The organism is Pseudomonas sp. R2-60-08W (assembly GCF_003852335.1).
Classification (GTDB): domain Bacteria; phylum Pseudomonadota; class Gammaproteobacteria; order Pseudomonadales; family Pseudomonadaceae; genus Aquipseudomonas.
Window position 1 is genome coordinate 3515466 of sequence record NZ_CP027731.1, and the last position, 14555, is coordinate 3530020.

The 14555-nt window shown below is 61.4% G+C and carries 15 protein-coding genes; 11 read left to right on the top strand and 4 right to left on the bottom strand.

From position 1 onward, the window contains the following. Positions 1 to 23 precede the first annotated feature (23 nt). The 9 genes from nuoG (at position 24) to C4J90_RS15970 (ending at position 10556) form a co-directional block, all read left to right on the top strand. Positions 24 to 2738, top strand: coding sequence for an NADH-quinone oxidoreductase subunit NuoG (nuoG, locus tag C4J90_RS15930; protein WP_124420288.1), 2715 nt, complete (start codon positions 24 to 26; stop codon positions 2736 to 2738). Further along, a complete protein-coding gene (gene nuoH, locus C4J90_RS15935; protein ID WP_003174724.1) occupies positions 2735 to 3742 on the top strand; it encodes an NADH-quinone oxidoreductase subunit NuoH in 1008 nt (335 codons plus the stop codon). Before nuoG ends, nuoH begins: the two co-directional genes overlap by 4 nt. Positions 3743 to 3753: 11 nt before the next feature. Further along, a complete protein-coding gene (gene nuoI, locus C4J90_RS15940; protein ID WP_003174725.1) occupies positions 3754 to 4302 on the top strand; it encodes an NADH-quinone oxidoreductase subunit NuoI in 549 nt (182 codons plus the stop codon). 9 nt (positions 4303 to 4311) lie between these two features. Then, positions 4312 to 4815 carry an NADH-quinone oxidoreductase subunit J gene (nuoJ, locus tag C4J90_RS15945; RefSeq protein ID WP_124420289.1) on the top strand — a complete coding sequence of 168 codons (504 nt, stop codon included), beginning with the start codon at positions 4312 to 4314 and terminating at the stop codon, positions 4813 to 4815. Between the two features lie 2 nt (positions 4816 to 4817). After that, on the top strand, positions 4818 to 5126 hold the full coding sequence (gene nuoK / locus C4J90_RS15950) for an NADH-quinone oxidoreductase subunit NuoK (protein ID WP_003174727.1): 309 nt from the start codon (positions 4818 to 4820) through the stop codon (positions 5124 to 5126). After that, positions 5123 to 6976: an NADH-quinone oxidoreductase subunit L gene (gene nuoL, locus C4J90_RS15955; protein ID WP_124414984.1), complete on the top strand. Its 1854-nt coding sequence runs from the start codon at positions 5123 to 5125 to the stop codon at positions 6974 to 6976. The genes nuoK and nuoL overlap by 4 nt, the downstream gene beginning before the upstream one ends. Before the next feature lie 55 nt (positions 6977 to 7031). Continuing rightward, a complete protein-coding gene (gene nuoM, locus C4J90_RS15960; RefSeq protein ID WP_003232072.1) occupies positions 7032 to 8564 on the top strand; it encodes an NADH-quinone oxidoreductase subunit M in 1533 nt (510 codons plus the stop codon). Positions 8565 to 8571: 7 nt separating this feature from the next. Further along, positions 8572 to 10035 carry an NADH-quinone oxidoreductase subunit NuoN gene (nuoN, locus tag C4J90_RS15965; protein ID WP_124367423.1) on the top strand — a complete coding sequence of 488 codons (1464 nt, stop codon included), beginning with the start codon at positions 8572 to 8574 and terminating at the stop codon, positions 10033 to 10035. Between the two features lie 206 nt (positions 10036 to 10241). Continuing rightward, on the top strand, positions 10242 to 10556 hold the full coding sequence (locus C4J90_RS15970; RefSeq protein WP_124420290.1) for a DNA-binding transcriptional regulator: 315 nt from the start codon (positions 10242 to 10244) through the stop codon (positions 10554 to 10556). A gap of 226 nt (positions 10557 to 10782) precedes the next feature. Here C4J90_RS15970 and C4J90_RS15975 read toward each other — a convergent pair whose 3' ends face one another. Continuing rightward, positions 10783 to 11535 carry an outer membrane beta-barrel protein gene (locus C4J90_RS15975; protein ID WP_124420291.1) on the bottom strand — a complete coding sequence of 251 codons (753 nt, stop codon included), beginning with the start codon at positions 11533 to 11535 and terminating at the stop codon, positions 10783 to 10785. 251 nt (positions 11536 to 11786) lie between these two features. Here C4J90_RS15975 and C4J90_RS15980 point away from each other — a divergent pair, with 251 nt between their 5' ends. Further along, positions 11787 to 12023 (top strand): DUF6555 family protein, encoded by a 237-nt coding sequence (locus tag C4J90_RS15980; RefSeq protein WP_124363304.1) that lies wholly within the window; start codon positions 11787 to 11789, stop codon positions 12021 to 12023. Between the two features lie 43 nt (positions 12024 to 12066). On the opposite strand, the gene C4J90_RS15985 is transcribed toward C4J90_RS15980, so the two are convergent. Beyond that, on the bottom strand, positions 12067 to 12261 hold the full coding sequence (locus tag C4J90_RS15985) for a DUF6021 family protein (RefSeq protein WP_124407560.1): 195 nt from the start codon (positions 12259 to 12261) through the stop codon (positions 12067 to 12069). Between the two features lie 14 nt (positions 12262 to 12275). Beyond that, positions 12276 to 12455, bottom strand: a complete 180-nt coding sequence (locus tag C4J90_RS15990) for a hypothetical protein (RefSeq protein ID WP_124363306.1) — start codon at positions 12453 to 12455, stop codon at positions 12276 to 12278. 114 nt (positions 12456 to 12569) lie between these two features. Here C4J90_RS15990 and C4J90_RS15995 point away from each other — a divergent pair, with 114 nt between their 5' ends. Next, positions 12570 to 13079 carry a DUF3087 family protein gene (locus tag C4J90_RS15995; RefSeq protein WP_124414988.1) on the top strand — a complete coding sequence of 170 codons (510 nt, stop codon included), beginning with the start codon at positions 12570 to 12572 and terminating at the stop codon, positions 13077 to 13079. Here the strand turns inward: C4J90_RS15995 and C4J90_RS16000 are convergent. Beyond that, positions 13074 to 14447 carry an MFS transporter gene (locus tag C4J90_RS16000; RefSeq protein ID WP_124420292.1) on the bottom strand — a complete coding sequence of 458 codons (1374 nt, stop codon included), beginning with the start codon at positions 14445 to 14447 and terminating at the stop codon, positions 13074 to 13076. The two genes, C4J90_RS15995 and C4J90_RS16000, sit on opposite strands and share 6 nt — an antisense overlap. Positions 14448 to 14555 lie beyond the last annotated feature (108 nt).

Consider the following 14555-nt stretch of genomic DNA (forward strand, 5'->3'; position numbering starts at 1 on the left):
GGGCCAACGAAGAACTTTGAACCATGGCCACTATCCACGTAGACGGCAAAGCGCTCGAAGTCGATGGGGCAGACAACCTGTTACAGGCATGTCTGTCACTCGGCCTCGACATCCCGTATTTCTGCTGGCACCCCGCGCTCGGTAGCGTCGGTGCCTGTCGCCAGTGCGCGGTCAAGCAGTACACCGACGAAAACGACACCCGTGGTCGTATCGTCATGTCCTGCATGACCCCAGCCACCGACAACACCTGGATTTCCATCGAAGATGATGAATCCAAGGCGTTCCGCGCCAGTGTCGTCGAATGGCTGATGACCAACCACCCCCACGACTGCCCGGTCTGTGAGGAAGGCGGTCACTGCCACCTGCAAGACATGACGGTGATGACCGGCCACAACGAGCGCCGCTATCGCTTCACCAAGCGTACCCACCAGAACCAGTACCTCGGCCCGTTCATCTCCCACGAGATGAACCGCTGCATCGCCTGCTACCGTTGCGTGCGCTTCTATAAGGACTATGCCGGCGGCACCGACCTCGGCGTATTCGGCGCCCATGACAACGTGTACTTCGGTCGTGTTGAAGACGGCGTGCTCGAAAGCGAATTCTCCGGCAACCTCACCGAGGTCTGCCCGACCGGTGTGTTCACCGACAAGACTCACTCCGAGCGCTACAACCGCAAGTGGGACATGCAATTCGCCCCGAGCATTTGCCATGGCTGCTCCAGCGGTTGCAACATCTCGCCGGGCGAGCGCTACGGTGAACTGCGTCGTATCGAAAACCGCTTCAACGGTTCGGTCAACCAGTACTTCCTGTGTGACCGTGGCCGCTTCGGCTATGGCTACGTCAACCGCGAAGACCGCCCGCGCCAGCCACTGCTGGCCGATGGCGCCAAGCTGAGCCTGGACGCGGCGCTGGATAAAGCCGCCGACCTGCTGCGTGGCCGTAACATCGTCGGTATCGGTTCGCCGCGCGCCAGCCTCGAAAGCAACTTCGCACTGCGCGAACTGGTCGGCGCCGAGCACTTCTACAGCGGTATCGAAGCCGGCGAACTGGAGCGCATCCGCCTGGTCCTGCAAGTGCTGAACGACAGCCCGCTGCCGGTGCCGAACATGCGCGACATCGAAGACCACGATGCGATCTTCGTGCTCGGTGAAGACCTGACCCAAACCGCCGCGCGTATCGCGCTGTCGCTGCGCCAGTCGGTCAAAGGCAAGGCCGAAGCCATGGCCGACGCCATGCGCGTGCAGCCTTGGCTCGACGCCGCCGTGAAAAACATCGGCCAGCACGCGCTGAACCCGCTGTTTATCGCCTCCCTGGCTGAAACCAAGCTCGACGACATCGCCGAAGAATGCGTCCACGCTGCACCGGACGACCTGGCGCGCATCGGTTTCGCCGTGGCCCACGCCCTTGACGCCAGCGCGCCTGCCGTCGACGGCCTGGACGCCGAAGCCGTGGCACTGGCCCAGCGTATCGCCGACGCCCTGCTGGCCGCCAAACGCCCACTGATCATCGCCGGCACCTCGCTGGGTTCCAAAGCGCTGATCGAAGCCGCCGCCAACATCGCCAAGGCCTTGAAGCTGCGCGACAAGAACGGCTCGATCAGCCTGGTGGTACCGGAAGCCAACAGCCTCGGCCTGGCCATGCTCGGTGGCGAGTCCCTGGACGCCGCCCTGCAAGCGGTGACCGACGGCAACGCCGACGCCATCGTGGTGCTGGAAAACGACCTGTACACCCGCACCGATGCGGCCAAGGTTGACGCTGCGCTCAACGCCGCCAAGGTGCTGATCGTGGCCGATCACCAGAAAACCGCCACCAGCGAACGTGCGCACCTGGTGCTGCCAGCGGCCACCTTCGCCGAAGGCGACGGTACCCTGGTCAGCCAGGAAGGCCGCGCCCAGCGCTTCTTCCAGGTGTTCGATCCGAAGTACATGGACGCCAGCATCCTGGTTCACGAAGGCTGGCGCTGGCTGCATGCCCTGCGCGCAACCCTGCTGAACCAGCCGATCGACTGGACCCAGCTCGACCACGTCACCGCCGCTACCGCTGCAAGCGCACCGCAACTGGCGCGGATTGTCGATGCCGCGCCGTCCGCCTCGTTCCGCATCAAGGGCCTGAAGCTGGCCCGTGAACCGCTGCGTTATTCCGGTCGTACCGCCATGCGCGCTGACATCAGCGTGCATGAACCGCGGACCCCGCAAGACATCGACACCGCGTTCGCCTTCTCCATGGAAGGTTATTCGGGTTCGGCCGAACTGCGTCAGCAGGTGCCGTTCGCCTGGTCGCCGGGCTGGAACTCGCCGCAGGCCTGGAACAAATTCCAGGACGAAGTCGGTGGGCATATCCGCGCTGGCGACCCGGGCACCCGCCTGATCGAAACCCAGGGCGATTCGCTGAACTGGTTCGCTGCGGTCCCGCGTCCGTTCAACCCGGCGCCGGGTACCTGGCAGGTCGTGCCGTTCTTCCACCTGTTCGGCAGCGAAGAGACTTCTTCCAAGGCCGCGCCGGTTCAAGAACGCATTCCAACCGCCTACGTGGCCCTGGCCAAATCCGAGGCCGACCGCCTGGGCGTCAACGACGGCGCCCTGCTCAGCCTGAACGTGGCCGGCCAGACCTTGCGTCTGCCGCTGCGCATCAACGAAGAGCTGGGTGCCGGCCTGGTTGCACTGCCTAAAGGCATCGCCGGTATTCCTCCAGCGATCTTTGGCCAAACCGTTGACGGTCTGCAGGAGGCAGCGCAATGACCTGGTTCACCCCTGAAGTGATCGACGTGATCATCTCGGTCGTCAAGGCCATCGTGATCCTGTTGGCCGTGGTCGTCGCGGGCGCCCTGCTCAGCTTCGTCGAACGTCGCCTGCTGGGCTGGTGGCAGGACCGTTACGGTCCGAACCGCGTTGGCCCGTTCGGCATGTTCCAGATCGCCGCCGACATGCTGAAGATGTTCTTCAAGGAAGACTGGACCCCGCCGTTTGCCGACAAGGTGATCTTCACCCTGGCACCGGTCGTGGCCATGAGCGCCTTGCTGATCGCCTTCGCGATCATCCCGATCACCCCGACCTGGGGCGTGGCGGACCTGAACATCGGCCTGCTGTTCTTCTTCGCCATGGCCGGCCTGTCGGTGTACGCGGTGCTGTTCGCCGGTTGGTCGAGCAACAACAAGTTCGCCCTGCTGGGCAGCTTGCGTGCCTCGGCGCAGACCGTCTCCTATGAAGTGTTCATGGGGTTGGCGCTGATGGGCATCGTGGTGCAGGTTGGCTCGTTCAACATGCGCGATATCGTCGAGTACCAGGCGCAGAACCTGTGGTTCATCATTCCGCAGTTCTTTGGCTTCTGCACCTTCTTCATCGCGGGCGTAGCCGTGACACACCGTCACCCCTTCGACCAGCCGGAAGCGGAGCAGGAACTGGCCGACGGTTACCACATTGAATATGCCGGCATGAAATGGGGCATGTTCTTCGTCGGTGAGTACATCGGCATCATCTTGATCTCGGCCCTGCTGGTCACGCTGTTCTTCGGCGGCTGGCACGGTCCGTTCGGCATCCTGCCGCAGTTGGCCTTCTTCTGGTTCTTCTTGAAGACCGCGTTCTTCATCATGCTGTTCATCCTGCTGCGCGCCTCGATTCCGCGCCCGCGCTATGACCAGGTGATGGATTTCAGCTGGAGATTCTGCCTGCCGCTGACCCTGATCAATTTGCTGGTGACGGCCGCCGTCGTGTTGTTGAACACGCCAGCAGCCGCGGTTCAGTGAGGATTTGACCCATGTTCAAATATATTGGCGACATCGTTAAGGGTACCGGTACCCAGTTGCGAAGCCTGGTGATGGTGTTCGGTCACGGCTTTCGCAAACGCGACACCCTGCAATACCCGGAAGAAGCGGTATACCTGCCGCCGCGCTATCGCGGCCGCATCGTCCTCACCCGCGACCCGGATGGCGAAGAGCGTTGCGTAGCCTGCAACCTGTGCGCCGTGGCGTGCCCGGTGGGTTGTATCTCCCTGCAGAAAGCTGAAACCGAAGACGGTCGCTGGTACCCGGACTTCTTCCGCATCAACTTCTCGCGCTGCATTTTCTGCGGCCTCTGCGAGGAAGCTTGCCCGACCACCGCGATCCAGCTCACACCGGATTTCGAGATGGCCGAGTTCAAACGTCAGGACCTGGTGTACGAGAAAGAAGATCTTTTGATTTCCGGTCCCGGTAAAAACCCTGATTACAACTTCTATCGTGTTGCAGGTATGGCCGTTGCCGGTAAGCCCAAGGGCGCCGCACAAAACGAAGCCGAGCCGATCAACGTGAAGAGCTTGCTGCCTTAAGGAAGAAAGATGGAATTCGCTTTCTATTTCGCATCGGGTATTGCAGTGGTGTCCACGCTTCGCGTGATCACCAACACCAACTCCGTGCACGCCCTGCTCTACCTGATCATTTCGCTGATCGCCGTGGCCATGACCTTTTTCGCCCTCGGCGCACCGTTCGCCGGTGTGCTGGAAGTGATCGCCTACGCCGGCGCCATCATGGTGCTGTTCGTGTTTGTGGTGATGATGCTTAATCTGGGGCCGGCCTCGGTCGCCCAGGAGCGCGTCTGGCTCAAGCCCGGCATCTGGCTCGGCCCGGTCGTGCTGGCAGCGCTGCTGCTGGGTGAACTGCTGTATGTGCTGTTCGCTCACCAGAGCGGCCAGGCCATCGGCCACACCACCGTAGACGCGAAAGCCGTGGGCGTCAGCCTGTTCGGCCCGTACCTGCTGGTAGTCGAACTGGCGTCGATGCTGCTGCTCGCCGCAGCCATCACTGCCTTCCACTTGGGCCGCAACGAAGCCAAGGAGCAATGACGATGCCTGCTATCCCTTTGGAGCATGGTCTGGCGGTTGCCGGCATCCTGTTCTGCCTTGGCCTGGTCGGCCTGATGGTTCGCCGTAACATTCTGTTCGTGTTGATGAGCCTGGAAATCATGATGAACGCTGCCGCACTGGCGTTCATCGTGGCGGGTGCGCGTTGGGGCCAGCCGGATGGACAAGTCATGTTCATCCTGGTGATCAGCCTGGCAGCCGCCGAGGCCAGTATCGGCCTGGCGATCCTGCTGCAACTGTATCGTCGCTTCCACACGCTTGATATCGACGCTGCCAGTGAGATGCGCGGATGAACATGATCTTTCTGACTTTCGTATTTCCCCTGATCGGTTTCCTGCTGCTGTCGTTCTCTCGCGGACGCTGGTCGGAAAACCTCTCGGCCCTGATCGGCGTCGGCTCGATTGGCCTGTCGGCCATTGTGGCTGCCTACGTCATCTGGCAATTCAACGTGGCGCCGCCGGAAGGCGGTCACTACACCCTGGTGCTGTGGCAGTGGATGTCGGTGGAAGGCTTCAAGCCCAACTTCGCCCTCTACGTCGATGGCCTGTCGATCACCATGCTCGGCGTGGTGGTAGGTGTAGGCTTTTTGATCCACCTGTTCGCGTCCTGGTACATGCGCGGTGAAGCGGGCTACTCGCGCTTTTTCTCGTACACCAACCTGTTCATCGCCAGCATGCTGTTCCTGGTGCTCGGCGATAACCTGTTGTTCCTGTACTTCGGCTGGGAAGGCGTGGGCCTGTGCTCGTACCTGTTGATCGGTTTCTACTACAGCAACCGCAACAACGGTAACGCGGCACTCAAGGCCTTCATCGTCACCCGCATCGGCGACGTGTTCATGGCCATCGGCCTGTTCATCCTGTTCCAACAGGTGGGCACGTTGAACATCCAGGAACTGCTGGTGCTGGCGCCGCAGAAATTCCAGGTCGGCGATTTCTGGATCACCCTGGCCACCCTGATGCTGCTGGGCGGCGCCGTGGGTAAATCCGCGCAACTGCCGCTGCAAACCTGGCTGGCAGATGCGATGGCCGGTCCTACCCCGGTTTCCGCACTGATTCACGCGGCAACCATGGTCACCGCCGGTGTCTACCTGATCGCGCGTACCCACGGCCTGTTCACCCTGGCGCCGGACATCCTGCATCTGGTAGGCATCGTCGGTGGCGTGACCCTGGTACTGGCCGGCTTCGCCGCGCTGGTGCAGACCGACATCAAGCGTATCCTCGCCTACTCGACCATGAGCCAGATCGGCTACATGTTCCTGGCCCTGGGCGTTGGCGCCTGGGACGCGGCGATCTTCCACCTGATGACCCACGCCTTCTTCAAGGCCCTGCTGTTCCTTGCTTCCGGTGCGGTGATCGTGGCCTGCCACCACGAGCAGAACATCTTCAAGATGGGTGGCCTGTGGAAGAAACTGCCGTTGGCCTACGCCAGCTTCATCGTTGGTGGTGCCGCGCTCGCCGCGCTGCCGCTGGTGACTGCCGGTTTCTACTCCAAAGACGAAATCCTCTGGGAAGCCTTTGCCAGCGGTAACCAGAACCTGCTGTACGCAGGCCTGGTGGGTGCGTTCATGACCTCGCTGTACACCTTCCGCCTGATCTTCATCACCTTCCACGGTGAAGCCAAGACCGAAGCGCACGCAGGCCACGGCATCTCCCACTGGTTGCCACTGTCGGTGCTGATCATCCTGTCGACCTTCATCGGCGCCCTGATCACTCCGCCACTGGCCGGTGTACTGCCGCAAAGCGTCGGCCATGCCGGCGGCGCCGACAAGCACAGCCTGGAAATCGCCTCCGGCGCCATTGCCATCGCCGGTATCCTGCTGGCGGCCCTGCTGTTCCTCGGCAAGCGTCGCTTCGTCACCGCCGTTGCCAACAGCGGTATCGGCCGGTTCCTGTCGGCCTGGTGGTTCGCTGCCTGGGGCTTCGATTGGATCTACGACAAACTGTTCGTCAAACCTTACCTTGCGATCAGCCACGTGCTGCGCAAAGACCCGCTCGACCAGACCATCGGTTTGATCCCGCGCGCCGCCAAGGCCGGTCACACCGCCCTGAGCCGCAGCGAGACCGGCCAGTTGCGTTGGTATGCGGCGTCCATGGCAGTGGGTGCCGTGCTGGTGATCGGCGCCATCGTCGTGGTAGCGGTCTGACTATGTTTAAGTGCACTGCGTACTTTGCGAACTTGCGAAAGGAAACGAGCCCGTCATGATTCTGCCCTGGCTAATCCTGATCCCCTTTATCGGCGGCCTGCTCTGCTGGATGGGTGAACGCTTCGGCGCCACCCTCCCCCGCTGGATTGCGTTGCTGACCATGTCCCTGGAACTCGCACTCGGCCTCTGGCTGTGGGCCCATGGCGACTATTCATTCGCCCCCGCTCCGGGTGTCGATCCGACCTTCGCGCTTGAATTCAAGCACGTATGGATCCAGCGCTTCGGCATCAACGTGCACCTGGCCCTCGACGGCCTGTCGCTGTTGATGATCCTGCTGACCGGCCTGCTGGGTATCCTCTCGGTACTCTGCTCCTGGAAAGAAATCCAGCGTCACGTGGGCTTCTTCCACCTGAACCTGATGTGGATCCTGGGCGGCGTTGTCGGCGTGTTCCTGGCGCTGGACCTGTTCATGTTCTTCTTCTTCTGGGAAATGATGCTGGTGCCGATGTACTTCCTCATCGCGCTCTGGGGTCACAGTTCTTCGGACGGCAAAAAAACCCGGATCTACGCGGCGACCAAGTTCTTCATCTTCACCCAGGCTTCCGGCCTGATCATGTTGGTGGCGATCCTCGGTCTAGTCCTGGTCAACTTCAACAGCACGGGCGTGATCACGTTCAACTACGCCGACCTGTTGAAAACCAAGATGTCGCTGACCACCGAGTACATCCTGATGCTCGGCTTCTTCATCGCCTTCGCGGTGAAGCTGCCGGTGGTACCGTTCCACTCCTGGCTGCCTGACGCCCACGCCCAGGCGCCGACCGCCGGCTCCGTGGACTTGGCCGGCATCCTGCTGAAAACCGCTGCCTACGGCCTGCTGCGTTTCGCCCTGCCGCTGTTCCCGAATGCCTCGGCCGAGTTCGCGCCGATCGCCATGACCCTGGGTCTGATCGGGATCTTCTACGGTGCGTTCCTGGCCTTCGCGCAAACCGACATCAAGCGCCTGATCGCCTTCTCGTCCGTTTCCCACATGGGTTTCGTACTGATCGGCATCTACTCCGGCAGCCAACTGGCGCTGCAGGGCGCGGTGATCCAGATGTTGGCCCACGGTGTCTCGGCCGCTGCCCTCTTTATCCTGAGTGGCCAGCTGTATGAGCGCCTGCACACCCGTGACATGCGTGAAATGGGTGGGGTGTGGTCGCGCATCGCGTACCTGCCGGCAATCAGCCTGTTCTTCGCCGCTGCATCGCTGGGCTTGCCGGGTACCGGTAACTTCATCGGCGAGTTCCTGATCCTGATGGGTGCCTTCGTACAGACGCCGTGGATCAGCGCCATTGCTACCTCCGGCCTGGTGTTCGGTTCGGTCTACTCGCTGATCATGATCCACCGCGCCTACTTCGGCCCGGCCAAGTCCGACACCGTCCTGCAAGGGATGGATGCGCGCGAACTGATCATGGTGCTCGGCCTGGCGGTACTGCTGATCTACATCGGCGTATACCCACAGCCGTTCCTGGACACTTCTGCCGCAACGATGCATGGCGTGCAGCAATGGTTCGGCACCGCCTTCTCTCAACTCGCTTCGGCCCGGTAAGAGCGCTATGGAATTCACGATCCAACACTTTATCGCGCTTGCGCCGCTGCTGATCACCAGCCTCACCATCGTGGTGGTGATGCTGGCGATCGCCTGGCGCCGCAATCATTCGCAAACGTTCCTGCTGTCCTGCGCCGGGTTGAACCTGGCCCTGCTGTCGATCATCCCGGCCCTCAAGGTCGCACCACTGGCGGTCACGCCATTGATGATGGTCGATGACTTCGCGCTGCTGTATATCGCGCTGATCCTGGTCGCGACCCTGGCCTGCGTCACCCTCGCCCACGCCTACCTCGGCGAAGGCGGCACCGGGTACCCAGGCAACAAGGAAGAGCTGTACCTGCTGATCCTGTTGGCAGCGGCCGGCGGTATCGTGCTGGTCAGCGCGCAGCACCTGGCCGGCTTGTTCATCGGCTTGGAGCTGCTGTCGATCCCGACCTACGGCCTGGTGGCCTACGCCTTCTTCAACAAGCGCTCCCTGGAAGCCGGCATCAAGTACATGGTGCTGTCCGCTGCCGGTTCCGCGTTCCTGTTGTTCGGCATGGCCCTGCTCTACGCCGAAGCCGGCAGCTTGAGCTTCACCGGTATCGGCCACGCCCTGGCCGCCACCAACAGCCCTGCGCCGATTGCCCAACTGGGCCTGGCGATGATGCTGATCGGCCTGGCGTTCAAGCTCTCCTTGGTGCCGTTCCACCTGTGGACCCCGGACGTGTACGAAGGCGCCCCGGCGCCTGTGGCCGCGTTCCTGGCCACTGCGTCGAAAGTGGCCGTGTTTGCGGTGATGGTGCGTCTGTTCCAGATCTCGCCTGCCGCCAATACCGGCGTGCTGAGCAATGTACTGACTGTGATCGCCATCGCGTCGATCCTGTTCGGCAACCTGCTGGCGCTGACCCAGAACAACCTCAAGCGTCTGCTCGGTTACTCGTCCATCGCTCACTTCGGCTACCTGCTGATCGCCCTGGTGGCGAGCAAAGGCCTGGCCGTGGAGGCCATCGGCGTGTACCTGGTCACCTACGTGATCACCAGCCTTGGCGCATTCGGGGTGATCACCCTGATGTCCTCGCCCTACAAAGGCCGTGACGCTGACGCCCTGTACGAATACCGCGGCCTATTCTGGCGCCGTCCGTACCTGACCGCCGTACTCACCGTGATGATGCTGTCCCTGGCGGGTATCCCGCTGACTGCCGGCTTTATCGGCAAGTTCTACATCGTCGCCACCGGCGTCGAGGCCCACCAGTGGTGGCTGGTCGCGTCCCTGGTCCTGGGCAGCGCCATCGGCGTGTTCTACTACCTGCGCGTGATGGTCACCCTGTACCTGATCGAGCCGAACCTGCGCCGTGTGGATGCCGAGCTGCATTGGGAACAGAAGGCCGGCGGCGTGATGCTGCTGGCCATCGCCCTGCTCGCCTTCTTCCTGGGCGTGTACCCGCAACCATTGCTGACGTTGGTGCAGCATGCGGTGCTGGGGGTTTGATCATTTAGGTTGATGCAGTAAAAGAACGGCGCCTTTGGGCGCCGTTTTTGCGTCTCAGAGGGAAACAATAGAGATGCAGTGCAACCACTATCGTCTTCGCGGGCACTACGGAAGCGCCTTACCTAATACACAACTCCGTCTGACATACGGTCCCAACTTCCTTTCTTAGAGTGACCCGCTCATACGCAATCTACGTAGGAGCGACTATGACTCGCAATACCGCTTCAGAGCTAATCGAAGGCTTTGACGCCCTGGCCGACGAACGCCAGGGCAAAATCACCCTGCGCACCCATAAAGTCCACCTCAACAAACTGGCGCCGCTCACCGCCGAAGAAGTGATCGCAGTGCGCCAGCAACTCAACCTCTCCCGCTCGGTATTCGCCATGTATCTGCGCACCAATACCCGCACCCTGGAGAACTGGGAACAGGGCCGCGCCAAGCCCAATGCACAGGCTGTCACGTTGATACGACTGGTGGCGCGTTTTCCCGAGACCGTGGCGCAACTGGCGGCACTGGGCTGACCTGCAAATTGGTTCACATGATCGTTCCCACGCTCTGCGTGGGAATGCCACCCGGGACGCTCCGCGTCCTGCTTTAAGCGCAAGATCCGGCACTTGCGCAAGGGTGACGCGGAGCGTCACGGGATGCATTCCCACGCGGAGCGGGGGAACGATCAACTGGGCTGATCTGAAACAGCTGCAAAAAAACGCCCCGAATGTTCGGGGCGTTTTTTATAGTGCAATGACGTCAGAACGCGATACCGACCTTGAAGCCATACTCATCACGCTTGAGCTTGGTATTGTCGGCCACATAGGAGTCGTCATCGAGCTTGTACTCGGTACGGGTGTAGTAAAGGCCCGCCATCACCGGCAGGTCGCCCTTCTGGTTCATCAGCAGGCTTACTTCGGCGTATGGGTTGGTGCGGTCCTTGAGGTCGACGCTGTCGCTGCCGACGCCATCCACCTTGAGTTTAGCGCGACCATCGATGGTATGACGGGCGCCGGCTTCAACGCGCAGGGTCATGTCATCGAACTGGTGGTTGTAGCCCAGGGCCGCCTTGGCGAACGGCGATTTGTTGGTGAGCTTCATGTCGTAGCCATTGGTGTCCGGCTCATAACGGGTCCAGGTGTAGCCACCGCCAACAATCACATCGACAAAGTTGCGCGCATCCAGCGCGGCACGCCAGCCGAGGTCGAGGTCGGCCTGGCCTTCCTTGAGTTTGTTGTCGCTTTTCTCACCGTACTTGGCTTCGATACCGGCCTGGTAGATAAAGCCGGATTCAGCGGTGAGCTTGTTGCCGAAATTGTAGAACAGGCCCGCCTCGGGCATGTGCTCCTTGTCGCTTTCGCTACCGCCTTCAAGTTTGAAGTCGTTATAACTGCCGAGAATCCCGAAAGTGGAAATCGGGTCGGTGGACGGCGCAGCGAACACCACGGTTGGCGCGGCCACCAGGGCCAGCAACGAGGTGTTCTTGAGAAATTTTCCGAATAGTTTGGACATCGTTTACATCTCCATTTTTGAGTGGGCAAAGTATTCAGGAATCGGTTCGAACCTCGGCGCTTGCAAAAAGTTCGAACGGATTTGCACCAAAATGGACAAAAAACGGTTCAGCGAAGGCTCTAGTTCAATACTCTTCGCTATCGGGCCGGCCCCGGTGTTCAAGTCCCGCGCAAGTGCCGCTGCGAATTGTGATTTTGAATGAACCTTTCCGCGCCCCTACCTATCCATCTATAACAAGACAGGGAGGCAACATGAGTACCGCTAAGATCTACACCATCCACTATCAACTGCACGGTAAACCCAAGTCTTTCGTGGTACGCGCCGAGGTGATGAACAGCACCGAAGCCTGGCATTGGGCGGCCGTCGATGCCGACATTGCACACGTCAGCCGCATCGGCCGCGTGGGGCACGAGCAAGTAAAGAAAACCACCCGACCCTGGGCTGAAAAGTACGGCATCACTGACGTGAGCTGGAACCCTCCAAAATAACCCCCTCCAAATAAACAAAGCCCCGCAAAGTGCGGGGCTTGGTTCACTTCTTCAAGTCGCCCAGCGGATCGTAGGGCGGCTTTTTTTCCGGCGGCTTTTGCTTGTCCAGCGGCGCGATGGCCGGGCCAACGGGGTCGACCTGCGGGTCAGCCAAATCAGGCGAGTCGGGATCGAATCCCAACTCATCGTTACCGCTGGCGTGTTCGTCGGAACGCGGGCCGTTCGGGGGATTACTCATGAAGACCTCCTTGCTTACAGCGGGCGAGCTTTGTCGTGAAGGTTTTCCAGGTCGTGTTCGACCCGTTCCACGTCGTCGTTGTCTTGACGTTCCGCCGGGTCATTAGGGCGCAGTGCATCGTTATCGCGCTCCTCTTCACCGGGCGTGCGATCAGGATCGGGGGTGCCAGGCGGCGGTTGCTTGTGTTCGGACATGATGGCTTACCTCATGGGGACTTCATGGATTTAGAGGAACCCCTTGTGGCCATCGTTCAACTTGATTGCTTCAAGCATGAGAAGATGCCCTCCCGTGCTGGAGGCCCGACCCGAATGTTCGAACTCAAACCTTGTGACCCCGCTGTCTACCGGCAGCAGACCCGCCGCAGCACGTTGATCGTCGCTGTGGTGTTCCTGGCTCTGGCGATGTTGCTGTCGAGCCTGGCGGTGATGCTGTTCGGTGAACCGGGCGGTGATAACTTACGCTTCAATGTCGGCGGGGTGTTTGCCGGGGTATTGATCACCGTCGCCCTGGTACGCGGCCCGTTCTGGAACCAGGCGTGGTTGGCGCCGGCGGTATACGGCTGGCAGCTCAAGCGTAGCCTGATGAGCGTGACCAATGTGATGCATAAGGTCAGCGAACGGGTCCAGGCCAATGACCCCAGCGCGATCAAGCTGCTGCGCTTCTACCACCTGGGCCTGACGCAGATGCATGCCCTGGATGCCAACTCCAGCGCCCAGGCGCAACTGGCCGATGAGATCGACGCGCATGCGGCGAAAATGCAGGCACTGGGCATCGATACCGGACAAACCCGCCTCGATCCGGCGTGGCTACAGCTATAAAGGCTGATCCGTGCGTTTATAGGGCAATAAACGCAGGCCGCTGGCCACGGCCCCGGCCAGCGCGAACACGCACCCCAGCCACAGTGCGTATTGCGGGCCGCTGTCCACGAACACATGAAAACACAACGCTACCAACGATGCGCCCAACGTCTGCCCCAGCAGCCGCGAGATCGCCACGATGCCACTGGCCCCGCCGCTGCGAGCCAACGGTGCGCTGGTCATCAAGGCCTTGAGGTTGGGCGATTGGAAAAAGCCGAAACCGGCGCCGCAGAGGGCCATGCGCCAGCCGATCTCGAAAGCCGAGGCGTCAGTGCCCAAGGTGGCCAGCGCGGCCATGCCGACGCTGAGCATCAACAAGCCAATGCCGCACAGCAGGCCCAGTGACACGCGATCGGCCAGGCGCCCTGCGATCAAGGCCATGACCGCCACCACGGCCGGCCACGGTGTCATCAGAAAACCAGTTTCCACTTGGCTGTGGCCCAGCGTCGTCTGCAACAGAAACGGCAGCGCCACAAACGCCAGCCCCTGGGCACTGAAGGCACAGATCGCCGTCAGCGAAGACAATGCAAACACCGGGCGCTTGAACAAATCCACCGCCAGCATCGGCGCCGGGTGCCCGGCCTCGCGGCGCAGCAGCAACGCGCCGAACACCAGCGCCAGCGCGATCAGCCCCAGGGTCAGCGCGCCCTGTGCGCCATGCACGGCGGCGCCCAATCCCAAGACCAGCAAGGCGAACAAGCCTGCGCACAACAGCGCCGCCAAGCGGTCGAAAGCGTGACCCATGATTGGCAGCACGGGTAACGAACGCAGACCCAAGCCGAGGGCCAGCAGCCCCAACGGCACATTGATCAGGTATAGCCAGTGCCAGGTGGCGACCGAAAGGATCGCCGACGCAGCGGTCGGGCCCAAGGTAAACGCCAGCCCCACCACCAGCGAGTTATAGCCCAGGCCACGCCCGAGCATGTTTGCGGGGTAGATATGCCGCAGCAACGCGGTGTTGACGCTCATCAGCGCCGCCGCCCCCAGGCCCTGCGCCACCCGTGCGGCGGTCAGGGTCAGTAGCGAATCGGCCAGCCCGCACAACAACGACGAAACAATGAACAGCAGCAACCCGCCCAGGTACACGCGGCGATGCCCCAGTACATCGCTCAGCGCCGCGAACGGCAGCACCGTCGCGACAATCGCCAACTGGTAGGCGTTGACCACCCAGATCACCGAAGCCGAGTCAGTGCCAATACCCTCTGCCAGAGTCGGCAAGGCGGTATTGACGATGGCGGTGTCGAGGGTCGCCATGCCGATGCCCAAGGACAGGGCAATCACGGCCGGCAAGCGTTTATTGAGGGGCAGCCCATCGGCAACAGAAGACATGAACAATCCGCACGGGTGGCAAGGGCGCTTAGATTACGGCCAGTGCGGATTTTTTTCAGCGGTCATTGGCGTGGCTGTCAATTTTTTCATGTTCGCCGAGGCCAGGCC

What these genes read in the sequence shown, in the direction of transcription:
- nuoG (WP_124420288.1), top strand. Translation starts at nt 24, where the DNA reads ATGGCCACTATCCACGTAGACGGCAAAGCGCTCGAAGTCGATGGGGCA.
- nuoH (WP_003174724.1), top strand. Translation starts at nt 2,735, where the DNA reads ATGACCTGGTTCACCCCTGAAGTGATCGACGTGATCATCTCGGTCGTC.
- nuoI (WP_003174725.1), top strand. Translation starts at nt 3,754, where the DNA reads ATGTTCAAATATATTGGCGACATCGTTAAGGGTACCGGTACCCAGTTG.
- nuoJ (WP_124420289.1), top strand. Translation starts at nt 4,312, where the DNA reads ATGGAATTCGCTTTCTATTTCGCATCGGGTATTGCAGTGGTGTCCACG.
- nuoK (WP_003174727.1), top strand. Translation starts at nt 4,818, where the DNA reads ATGCCTGCTATCCCTTTGGAGCATGGTCTGGCGGTTGCCGGCATCCTG.
- nuoL (WP_124414984.1), top strand. Translation starts at nt 5,123, where the DNA reads ATGAACATGATCTTTCTGACTTTCGTATTTCCCCTGATCGGTTTCCTG.
- nuoM (WP_003232072.1), top strand. Translation starts at nt 7,032, where the DNA reads ATGATTCTGCCCTGGCTAATCCTGATCCCCTTTATCGGCGGCCTGCTC.
- nuoN (WP_124367423.1), top strand. Translation starts at nt 8,572, where the DNA reads ATGGAATTCACGATCCAACACTTTATCGCGCTTGCGCCGCTGCTGATC.
- C4J90_RS15970 (WP_124420290.1), top strand. Translation starts at nt 10,242, where the DNA reads ATGACTCGCAATACCGCTTCAGAGCTAATCGAAGGCTTTGACGCCCTG.
- C4J90_RS15975 (WP_124420291.1), bottom strand. Translation starts at nt 11,535, where the DNA reads ATGTCCAAACTATTCGGAAAATTTCTCAAGAACACCTCGTTGCTGGCC.
- C4J90_RS15980 (WP_124363304.1), top strand. Translation starts at nt 11,787, where the DNA reads ATGAGTACCGCTAAGATCTACACCATCCACTATCAACTGCACGGTAAA.
- C4J90_RS15985 (WP_124407560.1), bottom strand. Translation starts at nt 12,261, where the DNA reads ATGAGTAATCCCCCGAACGGCCCGCGTTCCGACGAACACGCCAGCGGT.
- C4J90_RS15990 (WP_124363306.1), bottom strand. Translation starts at nt 12,455, where the DNA reads ATGTCCGAACACAAGCAACCGCCGCCTGGCACCCCCGATCCTGATCGC.
- C4J90_RS15995 (WP_124414988.1), top strand. Translation starts at nt 12,570, where the DNA reads ATGTTCGAACTCAAACCTTGTGACCCCGCTGTCTACCGGCAGCAGACC.
- C4J90_RS16000 (WP_124420292.1), bottom strand. Translation starts at nt 14,447, where the DNA reads ATGTCTTCTGTTGCCGATGGGCTGCCCCTCAATAAACGCTTGCCGGCC.